The organism is Streptomyces sp. Je 1-369, from assembly GCF_026810505.1.
Lineage (GTDB): Bacteria > Actinomycetota > Actinomycetes > Streptomycetales > Streptomycetaceae > Streptomyces.
Genome location: NZ_CP101750.1, coordinates 8,068,985 through 8,089,847 on the forward strand (window position 1 = coordinate 8,068,985; position 20,863 = coordinate 8,089,847).

At 71.5% G+C, this 20,863-nt stretch carries 18 protein-coding genes and 1 pseudogene; 10 read left to right on the forward strand and 9 right to left on the reverse strand.

Going from position 1 to position 20,863, the window contains the following annotated elements:
• Window positions 1–64: 64 nt before the first annotated feature.
• Window positions 65–910: a polysaccharide deacetylase family protein gene (locus NOO62_RS35770; RefSeq protein ID WP_268774944.1), complete on the forward strand. Its 846-nt coding sequence runs from the start codon at window positions 65–67 to the stop codon at window positions 908–910.
• Window positions 911–959: 49 nt separating this feature from the next.
• Here NOO62_RS35770 and NOO62_RS35775 read toward each other — a convergent pair whose 3' ends face one another.
• Complete coding sequence (locus NOO62_RS35775; protein WP_268774945.1) at window positions 960–1,649, reverse strand: class F sortase; 690 nt, start codon at window positions 1,647–1,649, stop codon at window positions 960–962.
• 348 nt (window positions 1,650–1,997) lie between these two features.
• Here NOO62_RS35775 and NOO62_RS35780 point away from each other — a divergent pair, with 348 nt between their 5' ends.
• Window positions 1,998–2,492 (forward strand): LPXTG cell wall anchor domain-containing protein, encoded by a 495-nt coding sequence (locus NOO62_RS35780; RefSeq protein ID WP_268774946.1) that lies wholly within the window; start codon window positions 1,998–2,000, stop codon window positions 2,490–2,492.
• Window positions 2,493–2,634: 142 nt separating this feature from the next.
• On the opposite strand, the gene NOO62_RS35785 is transcribed toward NOO62_RS35780, so the two are convergent.
• The 4 genes from NOO62_RS35785 to NOO62_RS35800 form a co-directional block, all read right to left on the reverse strand.
• On the reverse strand, window positions 2,635–3,207 hold the full coding sequence (locus NOO62_RS35785) for a hypothetical protein (RefSeq protein ID WP_268774947.1): 573 nt from the start codon (window positions 3,205–3,207) through the stop codon (window positions 2,635–2,637).
• Window positions 3,208–3,447: 240 nt separating this feature from the next.
• Window positions 3,448–3,660, reverse strand: coding sequence for a hypothetical protein (locus NOO62_RS35790; protein ID WP_268774948.1), 213 nt, complete (start codon window positions 3,658–3,660; stop codon window positions 3,448–3,450).
• Between the two features lie 58 nt (window positions 3,661–3,718).
• Window positions 3,719–4,483 (reverse strand): DUF4239 domain-containing protein, encoded by a 765-nt coding sequence (locus NOO62_RS35795; protein ID WP_268774949.1) that lies wholly within the window; start codon window positions 4,481–4,483, stop codon window positions 3,719–3,721.
• A gap of 109 nt (window positions 4,484–4,592) precedes the next feature.
• Window positions 4,593–5,078, reverse strand: a complete 486-nt coding sequence (locus NOO62_RS35800; RefSeq protein WP_268774950.1) for a hypothetical protein — start codon at window positions 5,076–5,078, stop codon at window positions 4,593–4,595.
• A gap of 278 nt (window positions 5,079–5,356) precedes the next feature.
• Here NOO62_RS35800 and NOO62_RS35805 point away from each other — a divergent pair, with 278 nt between their 5' ends.
• From NOO62_RS35805 to NOO62_RS35815, 3 genes are all read left to right on the forward strand, one after another.
• Window positions 5,357–6,337, forward strand: a complete 981-nt coding sequence (locus NOO62_RS35805) for an SCO0930 family lipoprotein (protein ID WP_268774951.1) — start codon at window positions 5,357–5,359, stop codon at window positions 6,335–6,337.
• A gap of 212 nt (window positions 6,338–6,549) precedes the next feature.
• Window positions 6,550–7,362, forward strand: coding sequence for an SAM-dependent methyltransferase (locus NOO62_RS35810; RefSeq protein WP_268774952.1), 813 nt, complete (start codon window positions 6,550–6,552; stop codon window positions 7,360–7,362).
• Window positions 7,359–9,494: a putative bifunctional diguanylate cyclase/phosphodiesterase gene (locus NOO62_RS35815; RefSeq protein WP_268774953.1), complete on the forward strand. Its 2,136-nt coding sequence runs from the start codon at window positions 7,359–7,361 to the stop codon at window positions 9,492–9,494. Before NOO62_RS35810 ends, NOO62_RS35815 begins: the two co-directional genes overlap by 4 nt.
• Window positions 9,495–9,641: 147 nt before the next feature.
• On the opposite strand, the gene NOO62_RS35820 is transcribed toward NOO62_RS35815, so the two are convergent.
• Window positions 9,642–10,517 carry a LysR family transcriptional regulator gene (locus tag NOO62_RS35820; protein WP_268774954.1) on the reverse strand — a complete coding sequence of 292 codons (876 nt, stop codon included), beginning with the start codon at window positions 10,515–10,517 and terminating at the stop codon, window positions 9,642–9,644.
• Window positions 10,518–10,612: 95 nt separating this feature from the next.
• Between NOO62_RS35820 and NOO62_RS35825 the strand changes: the two genes are divergently transcribed.
• The 3 genes from NOO62_RS35825 to NOO62_RS35835 are packed head-to-tail and all read left to right on the forward strand — an operon-like array spanning window position 10,613 to window position 14,025.
• Window positions 10,613–11,320 (forward strand): succinate dehydrogenase, encoded by a 708-nt coding sequence (locus NOO62_RS35825; protein WP_268774955.1) that lies wholly within the window; start codon window positions 10,613–10,615, stop codon window positions 11,318–11,320.
• Window positions 11,321–11,323: 3 nt separating this feature from the next.
• Window positions 11,324–13,282, forward strand: coding sequence for a fumarate reductase/succinate dehydrogenase flavoprotein subunit (locus tag NOO62_RS35830; protein WP_268774956.1), 1,959 nt, complete (start codon window positions 11,324–11,326; stop codon window positions 13,280–13,282).
• A complete protein-coding gene (locus NOO62_RS35835; protein WP_268774957.1) occupies window positions 13,279–14,025 on the forward strand; it encodes a succinate dehydrogenase/fumarate reductase iron-sulfur subunit in 747 nt (248 codons plus the stop codon). The genes NOO62_RS35830 and NOO62_RS35835 overlap by 4 nt, the downstream gene beginning before the upstream one ends.
• Before the next feature lies 1 nt (window position 14,026).
• Here the strand turns inward: NOO62_RS35835 and NOO62_RS35840 are convergent, their stop codons facing one another.
• The 3 genes from NOO62_RS35840 to hppD all read right to left on the reverse strand — a co-directional run bounded on the left by NOO62_RS35840 (window position 14,027) and on the right by hppD (window position 18,842).
• Window positions 14,027–16,390, reverse strand: coding sequence for an excinuclease ABC subunit UvrA (locus NOO62_RS35840; RefSeq protein WP_268774958.1), 2,364 nt, complete (start codon window positions 16,388–16,390; stop codon window positions 14,027–14,029).
• 198 nt (window positions 16,391–16,588) lie between these two features.
• A complete protein-coding gene (locus NOO62_RS35845) occupies window positions 16,589–17,725 on the reverse strand; it encodes an alpha-hydroxy acid oxidase (protein ID WP_414930945.1) in 1,137 nt (378 codons plus the stop codon).
• Window positions 17,706–18,842 carry a 4-hydroxyphenylpyruvate dioxygenase gene (gene hppD, locus NOO62_RS35850; protein ID WP_268774959.1) on the reverse strand — a complete coding sequence of 379 codons (1,137 nt, stop codon included), beginning with the start codon at window positions 18,840–18,842 and terminating at the stop codon, window positions 17,706–17,708. Before hppD ends, NOO62_RS35845 begins: the two co-directional genes overlap by 20 nt.
• 209 nt (window positions 18,843–19,051) lie before the next feature.
• Here hppD and NOO62_RS35855 point away from each other — a divergent pair, with 209 nt between their 5' ends.
• Together NOO62_RS35855 and NOO62_RS39365 are read left to right on the forward strand one after the other, a co-directional pair.
• Window positions 19,052–20,269, forward strand: coding sequence for a prephenate dehydrogenase (locus tag NOO62_RS35855; RefSeq protein WP_268774960.1), 1,218 nt, complete (start codon window positions 19,052–19,054; stop codon window positions 20,267–20,269).
• A gap of 167 nt (window positions 20,270–20,436) precedes the next feature.
• Window positions 20,437–20,820: pseudogene (locus tag NOO62_RS39365) on the forward strand (alpha-hydroxy-acid oxidizing protein); the annotation flags it as partial.
• Between the last annotated feature and the right edge of the window lie 43 nt (window positions 20,821–20,863).

A 20,863-nucleotide genomic window follows, 5' to 3' on the forward strand; every position in this document is an offset into this window, starting at 1 on the left:
GCTTTCGGGGGCCGCCCCGGTGTTGGTGTTCCGCGCGGGCCTTCCGCCATGCGACGGATTAGTCATGAAAGATGATCAGCTGACTCCAGGGCGGCGGGTCCTGCTCCGCGCCGCCGCGGTCCTCGGCCTGGCCACGACCGCGGCGTGCGGGGGAGCGGAGGGCCCATCCGGTCCGGGACCCGCCGCCCCCGCGGGCAGACCCGCCGCGGGCCCGCAGGCCGCACGCCGCCTCAAACCCTCCGCGTACCGCCTGCAGCCCCTCACGGGATACGGCCCCCCGCGCGCCGGACGAGCCCTGCCCCAAGTGCGCAAGGCGCCGATCCTGCGCATGCCGGGCCGTGAGCGGACGATGGTGCTCTCGTTCGACGACGGGCCGGACCCGCGCTACACCCCGGGCATCCTGCACACGCTCCGCAAGCACGACGTGCGGGCGATGTTCTTCGTCTGCGGCGAGATGGCCGTCGACAACGTGGACCTGCTGCGTCGGATGGCCGACGACGGGCACCTCATCGGCAACCACACCTGGAGCCACCCGCTGCTGCCCCGACTCGACAGGGCGGCGATGCGCGAGCAGATGGAGCGCACCTGCGACGTCATCGAGGAGGCCACCGGCGAGCCTCCCGAGTGGTTCAGGGCCCCCTACGGCGCGTGGAACCGCAACGCCTTCCAGCTGGGCGCCGAGCTCGGCATGGAGCCGCTCGCCTGGACCGTCGACACCCTCGACTGGACCGAGCCGGGCGCGGCGACCATCGTGCGGCGCGTCCGGGCCGGCGCGGGGCCCGGCGTCGTGGTGCTCTCGCACGACGCGGGCGGCGACCGCTCGGGCAGCGTCGAGGCGCTGCACACGTACCTGCCGGAACTGCTCGACTCCGGCTACCGCCTCACGGTGCCGAGCCGCTACATGTCCTGAGTCCCCGGGGCGTACTCGCCACGAGCCCCCCGTCCGTCTGGTTTCCCGCTCAGCGCACGGCGACCAGACGGGCGAACACCACGACGTTCCCGTCGTATCCGGACTGCTTGGAGAAACCGCCGCCGCAGGTGATGACCCGCAATTCGGGAGTTCCGCCGTTCCCGTAGACGCGCTTCCCGGGGAATTTGTTCTTGTCGAACACTTCGATGCCGTAGACCTCGAAAATAGCCGTCTTCTTGTCCGCGCGGCCGACCTCGATGTGATTGCCCTTCTTCAGCGAACCCAGGCCGTAGAAAACGGCGGGCCCCCGCTGGTTGTCCACATGGCCGACCACCACGGCCGTGCCCTTCTCGCCGGGCGACACGGCGCCGGTGAACCAGCCCGCGAGATTCGGGTCCTCGGGCGGCGGCGCATCCACCCACCCCTCCGGATCCAGCCCCACCTGCATGATCGGCGCGTCCACCCGGATGCCCTTGATGCGGACACGCTCGGCCGGCGAGAACGCGAGCGGCACCGGGGCGGCGGCTCCCGCGTCGGGCGCACGGTCCGCGGCCGCGGCGGACGCGGGCTGCGGCGGGCCCACGTCGAATTCCCCGGAACCATTGCGGATCAGCGCGAGTCCGGTCAGCAGGACAAGCGCCATCACACCCCACGGGGCGCGCTTCCTCTGCTTCTCCTCCTCCTGGAAGTCCTGCAGGTCCTGGAATTCGAACTCATCGGCCGGATGGGACGAAGGCATGCTCTATCCCCTCTCGAACACGGCGGAGAGCCGCGTCCGTTGCGCGTACCAAAACGCTAAACGCGGGGCGCGCGGCGTGCGAAAGGGCGGGAGCGAACGGGTGGCGACAGGGGCGAAGTGCGCCATCCGAGTCGCGCCGGACAGGATTTTTCTGACGGTCCGTGACCTGCGGTGATGCCGGGTCGCGCGGACGCGCCCCGGCGTGTCGTCTCACCAGGACGGCCGATCGCCGACATGCGGGCCCGCGCACGTCATCTGAGGGTCAGTCTGGGAGGCGCTCTCGCCGATCGACCGGGGACTGTATCCCCGGGGCGTCTTCCGCGGAGGAATGCCATGCGAACTTCTCGTATGCGGACCACACGTGCCCTCGCGGTCGCCGCGGCGGCCGTCGGTGCCGTCGGGCTCGCCGCCCCGGCCGCGTCCGCCTGGGCCGACCCGACCAACATCGTGGCGATGCCCAGCGTGATTCCGAGAGGGGGGCATCTGACGGTCACCGTCGACGGGTCGTCCTGCCAGACGCCGGGCAGCAAGCTCACGTCGCCCGCCTTCCCGGACACGAACCTGCACCAGATCTCCGGCGGCTCGACGGCGAGCGGCACCGCGATCGTCCACAAGCACGCACGCCCCGGCGCCTACGACATCACGGCCCACTGCGGCGGCAAGACGCTGACCCGCCCGGCCGCCTTCACCGTCATCCACGGCGGTGTGCGCGGCGGCGTCGGCGGCAGCGCGCACTCGGGCGCGACCGGCACCGACATGGCGATCGGCGGCGCGCTGGTCGCCGCCGCGCTGCTCGGTGGCGGTGTGTTCTGGATGCGCCGCCGCTCGGAGAACAGGATCTGACCCGGGACCCCGTACCACCGCCGGGACGGCGCGACCCCCTTCCGCCCCGCGCCCGGCACCACCCTGCTCGCACGGCAGGTGAAGAGCGCCGCGCCCCCGGGATCCGGAGACATCCCGGGGGCCGCGGGCTGCCCGCCGCGGGTCAGGAGTTGTCCTCGCCGGTGCGGCGGCGGGCCTTGTAGTACGCGGTGCCCAGCGTGCCGAGGATCAGCGCGCTGCCGAGGGCGATCTCGTGCAGGTCGAGCCCGCCGAGGCTGCCGCCGATGCCCGCTTTGACGCCCTTGTTGTGCTGGTTGTGCTGGTTGTGCTGGTTGTGCTGGTTGTTCTGGTTGTGGTGCGAGTTGTTGTCGGGGCGCCCGGTGGCGATGGTCAGGTCGGTCTTGTCGCTGCCGGGGTTGCTGCCGTTGCAGGTGAACGTCACCTCGTACATCGCGCCGGGCTTCGCGTCCCAGAACACGTGGGCGGTGGCGGACTTCTGCCCCTTCGGGATGGTGGTGTCGTCGAAGACGCCCGAGGCGACCTTCGTGTCGCCGTCGTCGCATCCGTCGACGTTGAGGGTGACCTGGCCGCCCGCGGCGACCGTCTTGGGGGAGATGCTGAAGCCGAAAGCGGTGACGTTCTCCTCGCCGACGGCGGCCGCGGACGCGACCGGTGCGGAGAGGGCCAGCGCGGAAGCGGTGAGCAGAGCGGCCGAAGCGACGCGTATCGCGCGCATGGTGAATCCTCCGGGTCTCCGAGGAGCAGCTGCGGACCTTCTTCCGCTGGCGCCGAAATGCACCTCGATGCCCGAAACGCTAGATACGGACCCGGCGCGCCGCGATCCGTGTCGCGCGAACGGGGCAATCGGGTGGGCCGGACGGGGGAACGGCGCGGCGCGGCGCGGACGATGGGGGCCGGTGGTGTGCGACGGCGCCCGGTCGCGGTCCGGGGGCCCCGGGGGAGGCCCGGGGTGCCGTCAGCTGTGCGGCCATACGTGCCGGCCGCCGCGCCACTCGACGAGGTGCGGGTCGTCCAGCGCGATGTCGGCCTCGCCGAGCCCGGCCCGCCGCAGGAGTTCCGTCAGGCCCTCGTCGCTGCGGGCGACGCCCGCGTCCTCTCCGCGCACGGTGACCTGCCGCCCGCCGTCGGGGGCGGGCGGGTGGACGACGATCGGTGATTGCCAGGCCATGGGACCAGGGTGCGCCGTTTCGGGCCGCGGCGCACCGTATTTCACGGCCAATGCGGGATCAGCCCCCGAGTCCGGGGAAGAGCGACTTGAACGGTTCCGCCGTCGCCGCGATGCCCCGGCTGTAGGGCGCGTCGAAGTCCCAGATGAGGAAGAGCAGGAAGGCGAAGAGAGCGGAGAACAGTCCGGCTAGGACCAGTTCGCGTGGCGTACGGCGGATCTGCAGGGCGAAGATCATGCCGATGGTGACGAGGCCGCCCGTGATCAGGCCGAACCAGACCACGCCTGGCATCGTCGCGCCCACGCTGTCGGCGCGGGCGCTGCGCGCGTCGTCCGCGGCCGCCACCGAGTCGACCAGGGGCTGATACGCCTGCGCCTCGAAGTCGGACTTCGGTTCGTAGTCGGTCACGTCGTGCCGTACGCGGGCCAGGAGCTCCGCGCCGCGGTCGGTGAGTTCCCCCTTGGTCCTCATCGTGTCCCACTCGGTGGTGACGACATGGCTGACATAGGTGTGGACGTCGTCCCGAATGCGGTCCCGCACTTCCTCCGGGTAGATCCGCGCACGCTCCGAGACCTCGTGCAACGACTGCGCCTCGACGCGGACGTGTTCCTGGGCGGCGCCGCGGGCCTCCCAGACACCCGCGATGGCCAGGCCCAACACGATGGCGTACACGACACCGATCATCATCGTCATGTACTCGATGACGTCCGGTGTCCCGGAGGCGTCGTAGTCCGCGCCGGTCCTGCGGTGCCGCAGGAGGGTCACGATGAGCACGACGCCGCAAGCGGCCACCATCGCGAGGGTGAGAACAAGCCATTCCGACATGAATTCCTCCGGCGATCAGCGCGGGCGGAGCGCGGCGACGGCGAGCACCGCGGGCGCTGTGACGAGCAGGGTGAGCGAGACGAGGGACGGGCCGTGGCGCGGCGGCTGCTTACGGGGCGGGGCGTGGTACTCCGGATACGCCACGGGCTTCGGTTCGGCCTCGGGAGGCTTCGGCGGGCGGGGGGAGGGCTTGGGTTCGGGCTTCGGCGCGGGCGCCGGTGCCGCGGCCTGCCGGGGCGGCGGAGGCGATGGCGCCGCGGGGCGGACGGACGGCTCGGGCGGTGCGGGAGCCGGGGGCGGAGGGGGCGGTTCCGGCGCGGGCGGCTTGGGCGGCGGGGGCGGAGGCGGTGGTTCCGGTGGTGGGGGCGGGGGTGGCGGCTTCGGGGGGATGCGTGGGCCCGGCGTAGCAGTCGGCGCCATCGCCCGCGACGGCCACCGTGCCGCCACCCGTGGCACCTTGGTCGACCGACGCGTAGGCGCACGCGTCGGCGGACGCCGAGCCGACGGCCGACGACGCGCCGAGCAGCAGGGCGAGTGCGACGAGCGCCAACACGCGGGTGACGAGGGGCGACAAGGCTCGCGGAGTTCCGTGCACGACGAGGAGCATGAGCCCCGCGCACGCCCGCTACGCCATCCGAGCCACCGAATGACCCGAAGGGAGGACTCGCATGCGTCACGCGTTTGACGCCGGGTACGCACAGCCACGCCCGTGTTCGAACACCCCACGCGCCCCATGCGCACCGCACGCGCACCGCGAGCCGCGCAAAGAATCTTGAACCGCGGTTGAACGCGCCGCACGGCCCGACCCGTACCTAGGGCCATGTTGCGACGCAAACGGGCGTCACGACACTCTGCGGACAGTGGGAGTCAACGATGCTGTATCCAAGTGGGGGTTCCCCCAGGGCCTGGCGGAGCGCCTCGCTCGTGGCGACAGCCGCGGCCCTGCTGGCGCTGACGACGGCGTGCGGCCAGGAGAAGGGCGACCAGTCCCCGAACGGGCAGAACGTGGGCAACGAAGCACCGGCGAAGGACGACGGCTACGGCGGGGACGGTGGCTACGGAGAGGACGCCGACGCCGCGGACAAGGGCGCGGGCGCCAAGGCGAAGGCGGCCGGGCAACTCGCGGTGTGGGACAGCAAGAAGCTCGGGAAGGTCGTCACCGACAGCGCGGGCCTCACCCTCTACCGCTTCGACAAGGACACAGCCCAGCCGCCCGAGTCCAACTGCGACGCCGCCTGCCTGAAGGCATGGCCCGCCGTCGCCGCCGACGGCGCCAAGGCCGCCCCGGGCGTCGACGAATCGCTGCTCGGCGAGGTCACCGCGGCCGACGGCACCAAGCAGCTGACCATCGACGGCTGGCCGATGTACCGGTACGCACAGGACGCCAAGGCGGGCGACGTCAAGGGCCAGGGGGTCGGCGGCACTTGGTACGCGGCCGCTCCGGACGGCAAGAAGGCGGCGCCCGCCGCGGCCGACACCGCCCCCGTCGACCCCGCGGGCCTGTCCACCCGCAAGGACCCGAAGCTCGGCGAGATCGTCGTCGACAAGAACGGCATGACCGTCTACCGCTTCACGAAGGACTCCGCCTGGCCCATGAAGTCCGCCTGCACCGGGGCCTGCCTCGACAAGTGGCCCGTGGTGGCGCCCGTCGACAAGAACGACACTCGAGGAATCCTCAAGAAGGGCTTCACCGTGTTCGACCGTCCGGACGGCAGGAAACAGCAGACGATCGACTGCTGGCCGATGTACACGTTCTCCGGCGACAAGAAGCCCGGCGACACCAACGGTCAGGGCGTGGGCGGTACTTGGTACGCGGCGAGCCCCCAGGGCAAGCCGGTGGGCGCCCCCAAGTAGCCCTCCGGCGCACGGACAGACCGGCCCGTCCCCTCCCATATCACAGGGAGGGGACGGGCCGGTCGACGGTGTGGGACACGGCACTTGCCAAAGGCAGTGACCGAGAACGGACGGCCAATTTCCGTTTTGACTCGCTCCCTTGGCGGACGATCAGTAGCCTCACCCTCGAACACCGGATCGCCTGCGCCGTCCCCCTACGCCTTGGAGTCTTGATGGAGCGTCCCGCCTGGGCACCGCCCGGCATCGACCTCTCGATGCCCAGCGTCTCCCGCATCTACGACTACTACCTGGGCGGCTCGCACAACTTCGAGGTGGACCGGGAGGCGGCCCGCAAGGCGATGGAGTTCATGCCGGGACTCCCGAAGATCATGCAGGCGAACCGTGCCTTCATGCGGCGCGCGGTGCGCCACGCCGTCGGGGAGGGCGTCACCCAGTTCCTCGACATCGGCTCCGGCATCCCGACGTTCGGCAACGTCCACGAGGTGGCGCGGCAGGCCAGCCCCGAGGCCGCCGTCGTCTACGTGGACCACGACCCGGTCGCCGTCGCGCACAGCGGTGCCGTGCTCGAAGGCACCGAGCGCACCGCGGCCATCGCCGCGGACCTGCGCAAGCCCCGGGACATTCTGGGCAGTTCGGAGGTCACGTCGGTCCTCGACCTGGACCGCCCGGTGGCTCTTCTCCTCGTCGCCGTCCTGCACTTCGTCGAGGACGCGTACGATCCTTACGCGGCGGTCGCCGAACTGCGGGACGCACTCGCGCCCGGCAGCCTCGTCGTCCTCAGCCACGCCTCGTACGAAGGGATCCCCGTTCCCCCCGAGCAGGCCGGCCGGACGGTCGGTGTATACAAGGACATCCGCAATCCACTGATCATGCGCTCGCGCGACGAGATCGCGCGGTTCTTCGAGGGATACGACATGGTGGAACCCGGCCTGGTGCCGATGCCGCACTGGCGGCCCGACACCGCGCCCGAGGAGGAGGATCCGTACTCCTTCTCGGGATTCGCGGGCGTGGGACGGAAGCGTTGAGCGGCGACCAGGACGGACCCGAGGGCAGACTCCGCCGGTTCGCCACCATCTGGAGCCGTGCGATCTTCCCCGTGACGGCCACCTCGCTGACCCGTCCCGAATTCGAACAGCAACTGGTGCCGCTCGCCCGGCGGTTGAGCGACGCGCTCCAGGAGCGGGTCTTCGACGCGGCGGAGAGCCAGGCCGTCGGGGCCGCGCTCATCGGCACGCACTGCACGGACCCCGAGGCGCTCAGCCGCACGCTCGACTGCGTCGACGCCTACCTGGTCCTGTACTGCGGCGGCGAGGGGCCGCGTGAAGAGCTGCGGGCCCGCTCCGCCCGTATCCAGCACGCCATGGCCGCGGGCTTCGCCCAGGCGCTGCGCGAGCGCACCCTCGCCGAGCAGGAAGCCATCTCCCGCGCCGCGCTGAGCGCGCGCAGCGCCGTCGCCGAGGCCCTGCACGCCAGTGAGGCGCGCTTCCGCGCCGTCTTCCACGGCGCCGCGATCGGCATCGGCATCGCCGACCTCGACGGCACCGTCCTCGAAGTCAACGACGCGCTGATCCGCATGTTCGGCGGCCTGGAGCACCAGCTCCGCGGACGCAACGTGGGGGAGTGGACGCATCCCGACGACTCGCCCCACGTCTGGAAGCTCTACGAGGAGCTGGTGCGCGGCGAGCGCGAGCACTACCGCGTCGAGAAGGCCTTCTACCGCCCCGACGGCACGGTCCTGTGGACCAACCTGACGGTGTCGCTGCTGCGCGACGCGGACGGAGTGCCGCAGTACCAGCTGGCCCTGATGGAGGACACCACCGAGCGCCGTCTTCTCAACCTCCGCCTGCGGTACGAGGCCACCCACGACGCGCTCACCGGACTGCCCAACCGCACCCTGTTCTTCGAGCGACTGGACAAAGCGCTCTCCGCGGGACAGAACGCCCGGTTCGGGCTCTGCTACCTCGACCTCGACGGCTTCAAGACCGTCAACGACAGCCTCGGGCACGCGGCCGGAGACCGGCTCCTCGTCGAGGTCGCCGACCGGCTGCAGTCCTGCGCGACCGCACCCGGCGAGATGGTGGCCCGGCTCGGCGGCGACGAGTTCGTGGCGCTCACCACGGGACCCGACACCGAGACCGAGGTGGACGAGCTCGCCGGGCGCATCATGAACGCCCTGGCCGTCCCGGTCCGCGTCGAAGGACGCGAACTGACCGTGCGCGGCAGCATCGGCATCGTGGAGGGCCCGGCCGGTGAGCGCGGCGCGGCGGAGGTCCTGCGCAGCGCCGACATCACGATGTACCGCGCCAAGTCCGCGGGCGGCAACCGCTACGAACTCGCCGACCCCGAGGCCGACGCCCGCGCCATCACCCGGCACGGTCTGACCACGGCGCTGCCCGCCGCCCTGGAGCGCGGCGAGTTCTTCATCGAGTACCAGCCGCTCGTGCACCTCGGCGACGGCAGCGTGCGCGGCGCCGAGGCGCTGGTGCGGTGGCTGCACCCGCAGCACGGCATCATCGGCCCGGACCGCTTCATCCCGCTCGCCGAGCACACCGGCCTGATCGTGCCGCTCGGCCGCTGGGTCCTCGAGGAGTCCGTGCGCCAGGCCCGCCGCTGGGAGGCACGCCACACCGAGGCGGGCCCGCTCCGCGTCAACGTCAACCTGTCGCCGATGCAGCTCACGCACCCCGGCCTGGTCTCCGACACGGTCGACATCCTGGAGCGCGAGGGCCTCGAACCGGGCGCCCTGTGCCTGGAGGTCACGGAGTCCGCGCTGATAGGAGCCGACGACGACCTGCTCAAGCCGCTGCGCAGGCTCGCCGAGATGGGCGTGGACATCGCCCTCGACGACTTCGGCACGGGCTACTCCAACCTCGCCAACCTGCGCCGCCTCCCGGTGAGCGTCCTCAAGCTGGACCGCTCGTTCACCCAGGGCATGCAGCACTTCCCCGCCGACCCGGTCGACCTGAAGATCGTCGAGGGCATCGTCGCCCTCGCGCACAGCCTCGACCTCGCGGTCACGGTGGAGGGCGTCGAGACGGGCGCGCAGGCGGACCAGCTGCGCGAACTCGGCTGCGACACGGCACAGGGCTGGTACTACGCCCGCCCCGGCCCGCCGGACCGCCTCCACGAACTGGCACTGGCGGACGCGACCGGCTGAGTGGTGACGACGGACGGCCCGCACAGCCCGACGAGGGCGCCGCCCGCGGCGAGGAAGAGAGCGAGCAGGGAGGGCAGGGCCTGGTGCCGCGAGGCGGTGGAGGTCCATCCGTCGGCGTCCTCCACCGCTCCGTCCGGCGGGGAGCCGTCAGCGTTCCAGCAGCATTCGCTGGAGTTCACGCGCCGCCCGCGGCGGCGCCACATCGCTGCGGTGGGCCAGCGCGATCGTGCGGTGGAGGCTCGGCTTCGCCAGGGGGGTCGCGCGGAGGTCGGGGCCCGAGCGTTCCGCGACCATGCGGGGGACCACCGCCACGCCCAGGCCCGCGCGGACGAAGCCGAGGACCGCGTCCATTTCGCCGCCCTCCACCGCGAACTCCGGCTCGAAGCCCTCGGCCCGGCACGCGGAGACGGTGAGTTCGCGCAGGTCGTAGCCGTGGCGGAACATGACAAGGCGTTCGCCTTGGAGGTCGGCGATGCGGACCGTGCGGCCCAGGGGGCGCGAACCCGGTGCCGAGACCACGACCAGGTCCTCGCGGAGCAGTTCGAGTGTCGTCAGGGCCGGTGAAGGGGTGGGGAGGGGGAGGACCACCAGCGCCAGGTCCAGGGCGCCGCGTGCCAGTTCCCGGACCAGGTCGTGCGAGCCGCTCTCCTCGATGAGGAGCTGGATCCCCGGGTGGCGGTCGTGGAAGGCGCGCAGGACGTCGGGGAGCAGGCCCGTGCACACGCTCGGGGTCGCGCCGAGCCGGATCCGGCCGCGGCGCAGCTGCGCCAGTTCCTGCACCTCGATGCGGGCCGTGTCGGCGTCCGCGAGGATGCGGCGGGCCAGGGGCAGCAGCGCCTCGCCCGCGTCGGTGAGCGTGATGTTGCCCCGCGCCCGGCTGAAGAGTTCTGCGCCCAGTTCCTTCTCCAGGGCCCGGATCTGCTGCGAGAGGGAGGGCTGCGAGACGTGGACCTCTTCCGCGGCCCGCGTGAAGTGCCGGGTCTCGGCGACCGCGACGAAGTAGTGGAGTTGTTGGAACTGCATGTCCATAGCGTAGAGCCCTGCATAGGCTCTGGCTATGGAGATGAGCCGAACCATCTCTTGGACCGATCGGGACTTTCGGCCGTAGCGTCTCCGGCATGGCTCTGGCAACGCGGACGGACAAACGGCCGTCCATGACCCGCACGCTCTGGGACTCCACCATCGGCAAGAAGACGGTGATGGCGGTCAGCGGCTTGATCATGCTGCTCTATCTGTTCCTGCACATGATCGGGAACCTGAAGATCTTCTTCGGCCCGGCCGAGATCAACCACTACGCGCACTGGCTCCGCACCCTCGGCGAGCCCTTCATGCACTACGAGTGGACGCTCTGGCTGTTCCGCGTCGTGCTGGTCGCCGCCGTCGTCGCCCACGCCACGTCCGCGTACCAGCTGAGCCGCCGCGACATCAAGGCACGCCCCACCCAGTACGTGCACAAGCGGCGCGAGGCGAGCTTCGCGACCCGCACCATGCGCTGGGGCGGCATCATCATCGCGCTGTTCATCGTCTGGCACATCCTCGACCTGACGACCGGCACCGTGCACCCGGGCGGCTACGAGCACCTGAAGCCGTACCAGAACATCGTGGACACCTTCTCCACCTGGTACAGCAACGTCGTCTACATCGTCGCCGTGGTCGCCGTCGGCTTCCACGTGCGGCACGGACTGTGGAGCGCCGCGCAGACCCTGGGCGTCGGCACCGCGGCCCGCAACCGCGTCCTCAAGCCCCTCGCCAACGGCCTCGCCCTCGTGCTGACCGTGGGCTTCGTCTCCGTACCCGTGGCCGTCATGACCGGACTGGTGAGCTGACCCATGAACTACTCCAGTGAGTACTCCGCGTACACGACGGGTGAGCCGCTCGTCGATGACAAGGCCCCCGCCGGGCCCATCGCCGAGCGCTGGGACACCCGCCGCTTCGAGGCGAAGCTCGTCAACCCGGCCAACCGGCGCAAGCAGACCGTGATCGTCGTCGGGACGGGACTCGCGGGCGGGTCCGCCGGAGCCACCCTCGCCGAACAGGGCTACCGCGTCGTGCAGTTCTGCTACCAGGACTCGCCGCGCCGCGCCCACTCCATCGCCGCGCAGGGCGGCATCAACGCCGCGAAGAACTACCGCAACGACGGCGACTCCGTGCACCGGCTCTTCTACGACACCGTCAAGGGCGGCGACTTCCGCGCCCGCGAGTCCAACGTGCACCGCCTCGCGCAGATCTCCGTCGAGATCATCGACCAGTGCGTCGCGCAGGGCGTGCCCTTCGCCCGCGAGTACGGCGGGCTCCTCGACACCCGCTCCTTCGGCGGCGTCCAGGTGTCCAGGACGTTCTACGCCCGCGGCCAGACCGGACAGCAGCTGCTGCTCGGCGCCTATCAGGCGCTCAGCCGGCAGATCGCCGCGGGAAACGTGGAGATGCATCCGCGGACCGAGATGCTGGACGTGATCGTCGTCGACGGGCGGGCGCGCGGCATCGTGGCCCGTGACCTGATCACCGGCAAGATCGACACGTACTTCGCCGACGCGGTGGTGCTGGCCTCCGGCGGCTACGGCAACGTCTTCTACCTGTCGACGAACGCCATGAACTCCAACGCCACCGCCGTCTGGCGGGCCCACCGGCGCGGCGCGTACTTCGCCAACCCCTGCTTCACCCAGATCCACCCCACCTGCATCCCGCGCACCGGCGACCACCAGTCCAAGCTGACGCTGATGAGCGAGTCGCTGCGCAACGACGGCCGCATCTGGGTGCCGAAGGCCAAGGGCGACGACCGCCCGGCCGCCCGGATCCCCGAGGACGAGCGCGACTACTACCTGGAGCGCATCTATCCCTCCTTCGGCAACCTCGTCCCCCGCGACATCGCCTCGCGCGCCGCGAAGAACGTCTGCGACGAGGGGAGGGGAGTGGGCCCCGGCGGGCAGGGCGTCTACCTCGACTTCGCCGACGCCATCCAGCGGATGGGCAAGAAGAAGGTCGAGGAGAAGTACGGCAACCTCTTCGACATGTACGAGCGGATCACCGCGGAGAACCCGTACGAGGTGCCGATGCGGATCTACCCCGCCGTGCACTACACGATGGGCGGCCTCTGGGTCGACTACGACCTGCAGACCACCGTCCCCGGCCTCTTCGCGGTCGGCGAGGCGAACTTCTCCGACCACGGCGCCAACCGGCTCGGCGCGAGCGCCCTCATGCAGGGCCTCGCCGACGGCTACTTCGTGCTGCCGTCCACCATCAACGACTACCTCGCCCGCAACCCGCACAAGGACGAGGTCGGCGACGACCACCCGGTCGTGCAGGAGGTGCTGGCCGAGACCGAGGACCGCCTCAACCTGCTCCTGTCCGTCGACGGCGACCGCACGCCCGACTCCTTCCACCGCGAACTGGGCGAGGTGATGTGGGAGTTCTGCGGTATGGCGCGGACCGAGTCGGGGCTGCGCAAGGCCCTGGAGCGCATCCCGCAGATCCGCGAGGAGTTCTGGCGCCGCATCAAGGTGCCCGGCACCGGCGAGGAGTTCAACCAGTCCCTGGAGAAGGCCAACCGCATCGTCGACTACCTCGAACTCGCCGAGCTGATGTGCCTCGACGCCCTGCACCGCGCCGAATCCTGCGGCGGCCACTTCCGCGAGGAGTCCCAGACCCCGGACGGCGAGGCGGCCCGCGTGGACGAGACGTTCTCGTACGCCGCCGCCTGGGAGTTCACCGACACCGGCGCCGCCCCCGTCCTCCACAAAGAAGACCTCGTCTTCGAGTACGTCCACCCCACTCAGCGGAGCTACGCATGAAGCTCACCCTGCGCGTCTGGCGCCAGAAGAACGCCGACGCCGACGGAGCGATGTCCACGTACGAAGTGGACGGGATCTCCTCCGACATGTCCTTCCTCGAAATGCTCGACACCCTCAACGAAGAGCTCATCGTCCAGGGCGAGGACCCCGTCGCCTTCGACCACGACTGCCGCGAGGGCATCTGCGGAGCCTGCTCGCTCGTCATCAACGGCGACGCGCACGGACCCGAGCGCACCACCACCTGCCAGCTCCACATGCGCTCCTTCGAGGACGGCGACACGATCGACATCGAGCCGTGGCGCGCCTCGGCCTTCCCCGTCGTCAAGGACCTCGTGGTGGACCGGTCCGCCTTCGACCGCATCATCCAGTCCGGCGGCTACATCAGCGCACCGACCGGCGCGGCACCCGAGGCACACGCCGCGCCGGTGCCGAAGCCGGACGCGGACTCGGCGTTCGAGCACGCGGAGTGCATCGGCTGCGGGGCGTGCGTGGCGGCCTGCCCCAACGGGTCGGCGATGCTCTTCACCTCGGCCAAGGTCAACCACCTGAACGTGCTTCCGCAGGGCGCGCCCGAGCGGGAGACGCGCGTTCTCGACATGGTCGAGCAGATGGATGCCGAGGGCTTCGGCGGCTGCACGCTCACCGGTGAGTGCGCCACCGCCTGCCCGAAGGGCATCCCCCTTCCCTCCATCGCCGCCATGAACAAGGAGTGGCTGCGGGCCACCCGGAAGGTGAGCCGGTAGGTCAGACCCGTTCGGTCCCCGCGCCACCCGCCAGCGCCCGCGCCAGGTACGGCGCGGTGCGGCTGCCCTCCGCGCGTGCCACCTCCGCGGGTGGGCCCGCCGCCAAGACGAGTCCGCCGCGGTCGCCGCCGTCCGGGCCCAGGTCGATCACCCGGTCCGCGCCGGCGACCACCGCCATGTCGTGCTCGACGACGACCACTGAGTTCCCGCCGTCGACCAGCTCGTGCAGACGGTGGGTGAGGACTTCCACGTCGGCGGGGTGCAGGCCGGTCGTGGGCTCGTCCAGGAGGTAGAGGGTGTGGCCGCGCCGGACGCGCTGCAACTCGCTGGCGAGTTTGATGCGTTGGGCCTCGCCGCCCGAGAGCTCCGTGGCGGGCTGGCCGAGGCGCAGATAGCCGAGGCCGACGTCGAGGAGTGTGCGCAGGCTGCGTACGACGGCCGGGGTGTCGGCGAAGAAGTCCGCGGCGGCCTCGACGGTCAGGTCGAGCACCTCCGCGATGTTCCTTCCCCGGTACGTCACTTGCAGCGTCTCGGGGTTGTAGCGGGCGCCCGCGCAGTCGGGGCAGGGAGCGTACGTGCTCGGCAGGAAGAGCAGCTCGACGCTGACGAAACCCTCACCCTGGCAGGTCTCGCAGCGGCCGCCCGCCACGTTGAAGGAGAAGCGGCCGACGCCGTAACCGCGTTCCTTCGCCGTGTCCGTGGCGGCGAAGACCTTGCGCACGACGTCGAACAGACCGGTGTACGTCGCGAGGTTGGAGCGCGGGGTACGACCGATCGGCTTCTGGTCGACGCAGACCAGCCGCCCGACCCCCGGCAGGTCCTCGGTGATCTCGCCGACGAGAGTGGACTTGCCCGAACCCGACACGCCCGTGACCGCCGTGAAGGCGCCGAGCGGGATCTCCGCCGTCACCCCGCGCAGGTTGTGCCGGGTGACCGGGCCGACCTTCAACCAGCCCCGCGGAGTGCGCACTTCACGTACGGGCGGAGTCGCCCGGTCGAAGAGGAAGCGGCCCGTCGCCGACTCGGCGACGCCTTCGAGCTGCGCCACGGGCCCGCTGTGCAGGACCCGCCCGCCGTGCTCGCCCGCGTACGGACCGACGTCGACGAGCCAGTCCGCGTGCCGTACGACATCGAGATGGTGCTCCACCACGAACACGGAGTTCCCGGCCGCCTTGAGCCGGTCGAGGACCGTCAACAGGGCCTCCGTGTCGGCCGGATGGAGTCCCGCCGACGGCTCGTCCAGCACGTACACCACGCCGAAGAGCCCCGAGCGCAGCTGCGTCGCGAGGCGCAGGCGCTGCAACTCGCCCGCCGACAGGGTGGGCGTGGCACGGTCCGGGCTGAGGTAGCCGAGACCGAGTTCGGTGACCGTCGCGATCCGGGCGAGCAGGTCCTCGGTCAGGACACGCGCCGTCTCGGACGCGTCCGCCGCCCCGGCCAGCGCGTCCGCGAGCTCGGACAGCGGCAGCGCGGCGAGCTCGGCGATCGTGCGACCCGCGAACGTCACCGCCATCGACTCCGGACGCAGCCTGCTCCCGCCGCACGCCGCACACGGCGCGCTCGCCAGGAACCGCTCGGCCTTGGCGCGCAGCGTCTGGCTCTTGGAGTCCGCGAAGGTCTTCATGACGTAGCGCCGGGCGCTCATGTACGTGCCCTGGTAGGGGCGGTGGATCCGGCCCGCCTCGCGCACCGGGTGCACGGTCACGACCGGCTGCTCGTCGGTGAACAGGATCCAGTCGCGCTCCGACCGCGGAAGGTCGCGCCACGGCCGGTCCACGTCGTACCCGAGCGCGTCGAGCACGTCGCGGAGGTTCTTGCCCTGCCACGCGCCGGGCCAGGCGGCGATGGCGCCCTCACGGATGGAGAGCGAGGCGTCGGGGACGAGCAGCTCCTCCGTGGTGCGGTGGACGCGGCCCAGACCGTGGCACTCCGGGCAGGCGCCCGCCGCCGTGTTGGGCGAGAAGGCGTCCGAATCGAGCCGCTCGGCGCCCTCCGGGTAGCTGCCCGCGCGCGAGAACAGCATCCGCAGGGAGTTGGAGAGGGTGGTCACCGTGCCGACGGAGGAGCGGGACGTCGGTGCGGAGCGGCGCTGCTGGAGCGAGACCGCGGGCGGCAGACCGGTGATCTCGCCGACCTTCGGCGCGCCCACCTGGTGGATCAGACGCCGGGCGTACGGGGCGACGGACTCGAAGTACCGCCGCTGCGCCTCCGCGTAGATCGTGCCGAACGCGAGCGAGGACTTTCCGGAGCCGGACACGCCCGTGAAGACGGCCAGGACATCGCGCGGAATGTCCACGTCGACACCTTGCAGATTGTGCTCCCTGGCACCCCGGACGCGTACGAACGGATCGTGAGGGCTGTGCATGGGCGGGGCTCCGTACGCGGCTCGGGGGCAAACCCCACGATTCTAGGCCGCGCGTTCGGCCCGCTGCCAATCGTGCCGCCGCTCGTCACGCATCCGCCAATCGGCTCATTCGGAGCGCGCATTTCGATATACCTGGGTTCGGTCGATATACCTGGGTCCGGTCGATTCCGCAATGGGCGATGGACGCGTGCATTCGCCTCAGCCCGCGCGCCGTACCGTCCGCAGTTCCCGCGCGTCCGTCGCATCCGCGCACCCCGCGAGCCCCAGAGCGTCCCGGAACTCCACCGCCAGCAGGTCGAGGACCCGCCGCACCCCGCCTTCGCCCCCCACGGCAAGACCCCACAGCGCGGGCCTGCCCACCAGGACACCGGACGCGCCGAGCGCCAGCGCCCGCAGCACGTCCGTACCGCTGCGGATGCCGCTGTCCAGCAGGACCTCGCAGCGTCCCGCCACACCGGCCACCACCTCCGGCAGCGCGTCGACGCTCGGCAGGGCGCCGTCCAGCTGGCGGCCGCCGTGGTTGGACACCACCACGGCGTCCACCCCGCACTCGGCGGCGCGCACAGCGTCCTCGGCCGCCAGGATCCCCTTGAGTACCAGCGGCAGCCGGGTGCGCTCGCGCAGCGCCTCCACCGACGACCACGTCAGAGCGGGTGAGAACACGGCCTCCGTGTGCGCGGCCAGCGCGGACGCGGCACCGGTACCGGACGGCACCCGGTGCGCCGCGGACGGTCCCTCCGCCAGGTGGGCGGCGCGCACGTAATCCGGAAGCGCGAACCGGTTGCGTACGTCGCGCAGGCGCCGCCCCATCCACGGCACATCGACCGTGAGCATGATCGCCTGCGCGCCGGCGTCCTCGGCCCGCCGGACCAGGTCGGGGGAGCCTTCGGCGTCGCGCAGCCAGTAGAGCTGGAACCAGACGGTCCCGTCGAGCGCCGTGAGCCGCTCGACGGGGACGCTGCTGAGGGTGCTCACGGTGAACGGCACTCCTGCCGCCTGCGCCGCCCGGGCGGCGGCCAGTTCCCCCTCGGGGTGCACGAGCCGCTGGTAGGCGACCGGCGCGAGTGCGAGAGGCAGTCGGGCCGGTCGCCCGAGCAGCGTGGTCCCGGTCGTGCACGCCGACACGTCCCTGAGCACCCGCGGGACCAGGAAGACCCGGTCCAGCGCGGCGCGGTTGGCGTCCAGCGTCACCTCTGCGCCGCTGCCCCCTGCCACGAAGTCTCGGACAGCGGCGGGCAGCACGGTGGCGGCGGCGCGTTCGGCGTCGGCGAGGCAGTGCAGGTCCTCGGGGCGCACGGGGCCGCTCACGTCCGGGTCAGCGCTGGTCGAAGCCACGCTGCTTGGTCCGCTCCAGCTCCACCGCTTCGTACAGCGCCTTGATGTTCGCGCTGCCGAAGGTCGCCGCGCCCTGCCGCTCGATGACCTCGAAGAACAGGGTCTTCCTCGGGTGGGTCGAGGCGGTGAAGATCTGGAAGAGCCGCCCGTCGTGGTCCTCGTCCGCGAGCACGTGCGTCGACCGCAGATCGGCCAGCCGCTCCTCGCCGAGCTCCACGCGCTGCCCGAGCAGGTCGTAGTACGACGCCGGGGTGCGCAGGAACGAGACACCGCGCCCGGACAGCGCCCGCACCGAACCCACCGCGTCCCGCGACGAGAACGCCAGGTGCTGCACGCCCGCACCCTGGTGACCCTTGAGGAACTCGTCGATCTGGCCCGTGGCGGCCGAGGTGTCGGGCTCGATGAGGGTCAGGGTCACCGTGCCGGACCTGCTCTGCACGACCTTCGACTCCATGGCCTGCGCGCCGACGACGATGTGCTCCTCAAAGACGAACCGGAAGCCCAGGGCGTCGCGGTAGTACGCGACCATCGCGTCGAGGTCGCCCGCGGGCAGGCAGACGGCGACGTGGTCGAGCTCCAACAGGCCGACCGCGGCGGCCGGTCCGGCGTCCGACTCCGTGCTCCGCACCGGCACATGGCCGGCGGGCAGTCCCGGGCCCTCGTCGGGACCGCGTCGGACGAGTGTGTGGACCAGGTCCCCGAAGCCGCGGAACGCCGCGGTCTCGGCGCGGCCGCTCTCCGTGCGCTGCCGGGGGAAACGGTGGGCGATCGCGCCGCGCGCGAGCCCCGCTTCGAAGGCGGCGTCGGGGTCGGCGGTGCGCAGCGCGATGTCCGCGATGCCGTCCCCGTGGCTCATGACGTAGGCGGACGCGGGATGCAGCTCGGACGTCGCCTGCGTCAGGACGAGCGTGATCCGCCCGTGCCGGACGGTGACGCCGCGGTGCTCCGCGGAAGTGCCGGTGCCGACGACCGTGAAGGCGTACCGGTCGGTCCAATGGGCGACCGCCGCGTCCAGGTCCTCGACGTACATCTCCACGTAGTCGATGGAGAGGTCGGCGAGCGGATCCGCTGATTCTGGTGATTCCGCTGATTCTGCTGCTTCCGGTAAATCCCTCATGAGTGTCTCCAGATCCGGAGAGAAATGAGCTTCTGGACTCTACGATCCGCTTTCGGATTTGGCCACGCGCGATATGGACGGCCGGTCGGTGTCCAAGGTGTGTGGCGTCCAATAAGTCGGAGGGGAAATGCGGGGCGAGATCCCGGCCGTAAAATCGGCGGGCCTTTCCGTTTATGGTCGGTGGCCTTTCGAACGGGTGATGACTAGTGATGCGCACCATGGCCGTCATCGGTACGGGCCTGATCGGCACCTCCGTCGCCCTGGCGGTGAGCCGGCGCGGCGTGACGGTGCACCTGGCCGACCGCGACCCCGCAGCGGCCCGCACCGCCGCCGCCCTCGGCGCCGGTGTCACGGACGCCCCGGCGGAACCGGTGGACCTGGCCGTGATCGCCGTCCCGCCCAGCCAGGTCGGCGCCGTGCTCGCCGAGGCGCAGCAGCGCGGGCTCGCCGAGACCTACACGGACGTCGCGTCGGTGAAGGCGGGCCCCGAGCGGGCCGCCCTGAGCCGCGCCCCCGACCCGCACCGCTACATCGGCGGGCATCCGCTCGCGGGCCGGGAGCGCTCGGGCCCGCTCGCCGCCCGCGCCGACCTCTTCCGCGGCCGCAACTGGGTGCTCACCCCGTCCCGGCTGACCGCGGCCGACGCCTTCGACCGCGCTCTGGAACTGGTCGCCCTGTGCGAGGCCGTCCCGGTCGTGATGCGCAGCCAGGACCATGACGCGGCGGTCGCCGTGACCTCCCACGTGCCCCACCTGATGGCCAGTCTGATGGCCGCGAGGCTCCGCGAGGGCCCGGCCGACCTGCCCAGCCTCGCCGGGCAGGGCCTGCGCGACGCCACCCGGATCGCGGGCGGCGACTCGCGGCTCTGGGGCGACATCCTCCAGGCCAACGCACCTGCGATCGCCGGGGTCCTCAAGGATCTGCACACGGACCTCTCCCGCCTGGTACCGGCGCTGGACGCGCTCGCCAGGCCCGGCGGCGGCAGCGGGCGCGACCGCGGCATGCGCACGCTCGTGGACCTCCTCGACCGTGGCATCTCCGGTCTCGCGGAGATCCCGGACACCCGGCCCGGCGCCGCACGCGGAGGACCTCGGGTGCGGGTCGCCGTCGCGGACCGTCCCGGGGAGCTGGCGCGGCTGCTCGCCGCGGCGGCGGAGGCGGGGGTGGCGGCGGACGACGCGGGTGTGGAGAGCGTGAGTCCTGCGGGCGACCCGGCCGTCCCGGGCTTCGTGGTGCGCTTCACCGTTCCGCCGCGTACCGCCGACCGGCTCGTGGCCGTGCTCGATGCCGGGGGCTGGGATGTCGTACGGGAACGAGAAGAGGACCGCGACCCCACCGAGGAACTGGACCGCGACCTCGACCTCGACCGTGATCTCGATGGAGTGTTGCTCGCGGACACGGTCCGATCCGGCCGTCGCCCACAGTGACCATCGGCGAGCATGTTCAAGCGTGTCCGTGTGTGTCCGTGCCTGTCCGTGCCTGTCCAAGTGTGCGAATCGGCCGGTTGGACGCGCTGTCGATCCGTCGAGAACCGTGTGACTCTGAGCGACGGATGACACTTTCCCGATAACTTCCGGACGCCTGGGAGACATTCATGCCGGAACAGACCGAAGGCGCGGGACAAGGCAGCGCATCGGCCGCGAACCGTGAGGCGTTCGAGCGCAGGGGGCTGCGGCAGGGCGGCCCGGGGATTCCCGGGCCGCCCGACACCACCGTGAAGGTCCTCGGCCGCGTGTGGTCGGCGCCGCTGATCGTCGGGCCGCTCTCCGCCCCCGCGAGGCCGGGCGGCGAACTCGCCGTGGTCGGGGCGGCCGGAACCGCCCAACTGCCGTGCGTCGTGGGTGCCTTCGCCGAACGGACCTTCGCCGAACTCGGCTCCGCCACCGAGGTCCCGCCGTGGCTGCGCAGCTACGCCTTCCGGGACCACGCCACCGGGCGCCGGCTCGCCGAACGCGCCGAGGACGCCGGGTTCGGCGCCGTACTCCTCGCCCTGGGCAGCCTCGACGACACCCGCCTCAAGC

Excerpts from the sequence above, each read along its gene's own strand:
- NOO62_RS35830 (WP_268774956.1), top strand. The coding sequence starts at position 11,324 with ATGAACTACTCCAGTGAGTACTCCGCGTACACGACGGGTGAGCCGCTC.
- NOO62_RS35825 (WP_268774955.1), top strand. The coding sequence starts at position 10,613 with ATGGCTCTGGCAACGCGGACGGACAAACGGCCGTCCATGACCCGCACG.
- NOO62_RS35820 (WP_268774954.1), bottom strand. The coding sequence starts at position 10,517 with ATGCAGTTCCAACAACTCCACTACTTCGTCGCGGTCGCCGAGACCCGG.
- NOO62_RS35855 (WP_268774960.1), top strand. The coding sequence starts at position 19,052 with ATGCGCACCATGGCCGTCATCGGTACGGGCCTGATCGGCACCTCCGTC.
- NOO62_RS35770 (WP_268774944.1), top strand. The coding sequence starts at position 65 with ATGAAAGATGATCAGCTGACTCCAGGGCGGCGGGTCCTGCTCCGCGCC.
- NOO62_RS35795 (WP_268774949.1), bottom strand. The coding sequence starts at position 4,483 with ATGTCGGAATGGCTTGTTCTCACCCTCGCGATGGTGGCCGCTTGCGGC.
- NOO62_RS35835 (WP_268774957.1), top strand. The coding sequence starts at position 13,279 with ATGAAGCTCACCCTGCGCGTCTGGCGCCAGAAGAACGCCGACGCCGAC.
- NOO62_RS35775 (WP_268774945.1), bottom strand. The coding sequence starts at position 1,649 with ATGCCTTCGTCCCATCCGGCCGATGAGTTCGAATTCCAGGACCTGCAG.
- NOO62_RS35780 (WP_268774946.1), top strand. The coding sequence starts at position 1,998 with ATGCGGACCACACGTGCCCTCGCGGTCGCCGCGGCGGCCGTCGGTGCC.
- NOO62_RS35805 (WP_268774951.1), top strand. The coding sequence starts at position 5,357 with ATGCTGTATCCAAGTGGGGGTTCCCCCAGGGCCTGGCGGAGCGCCTCG.
- NOO62_RS35785 (WP_268774947.1), bottom strand. The coding sequence starts at position 3,207 with ATGCGCGCGATACGCGTCGCTTCGGCCGCTCTGCTCACCGCTTCCGCG.
- NOO62_RS35810 (WP_268774952.1), top strand. The coding sequence starts at position 6,550 with ATGGAGCGTCCCGCCTGGGCACCGCCCGGCATCGACCTCTCGATGCCC.
- NOO62_RS35840 (WP_268774958.1), bottom strand. The coding sequence starts at position 16,390 with ATGCACAGCCCTCACGATCCGTTCGTACGCGTCCGGGGTGCCAGGGAG.
- NOO62_RS35790 (WP_268774948.1), bottom strand. The coding sequence starts at position 3,660 with ATGGCCTGGCAATCACCGATCGTCGTCCACCCGCCCGCCCCCGACGGC.
- hppD (WP_268774959.1), bottom strand. The coding sequence starts at position 18,842 with ATGAGGGATTTACCGGAAGCAGCAGAATCAGCGGAATCACCAGAATCA.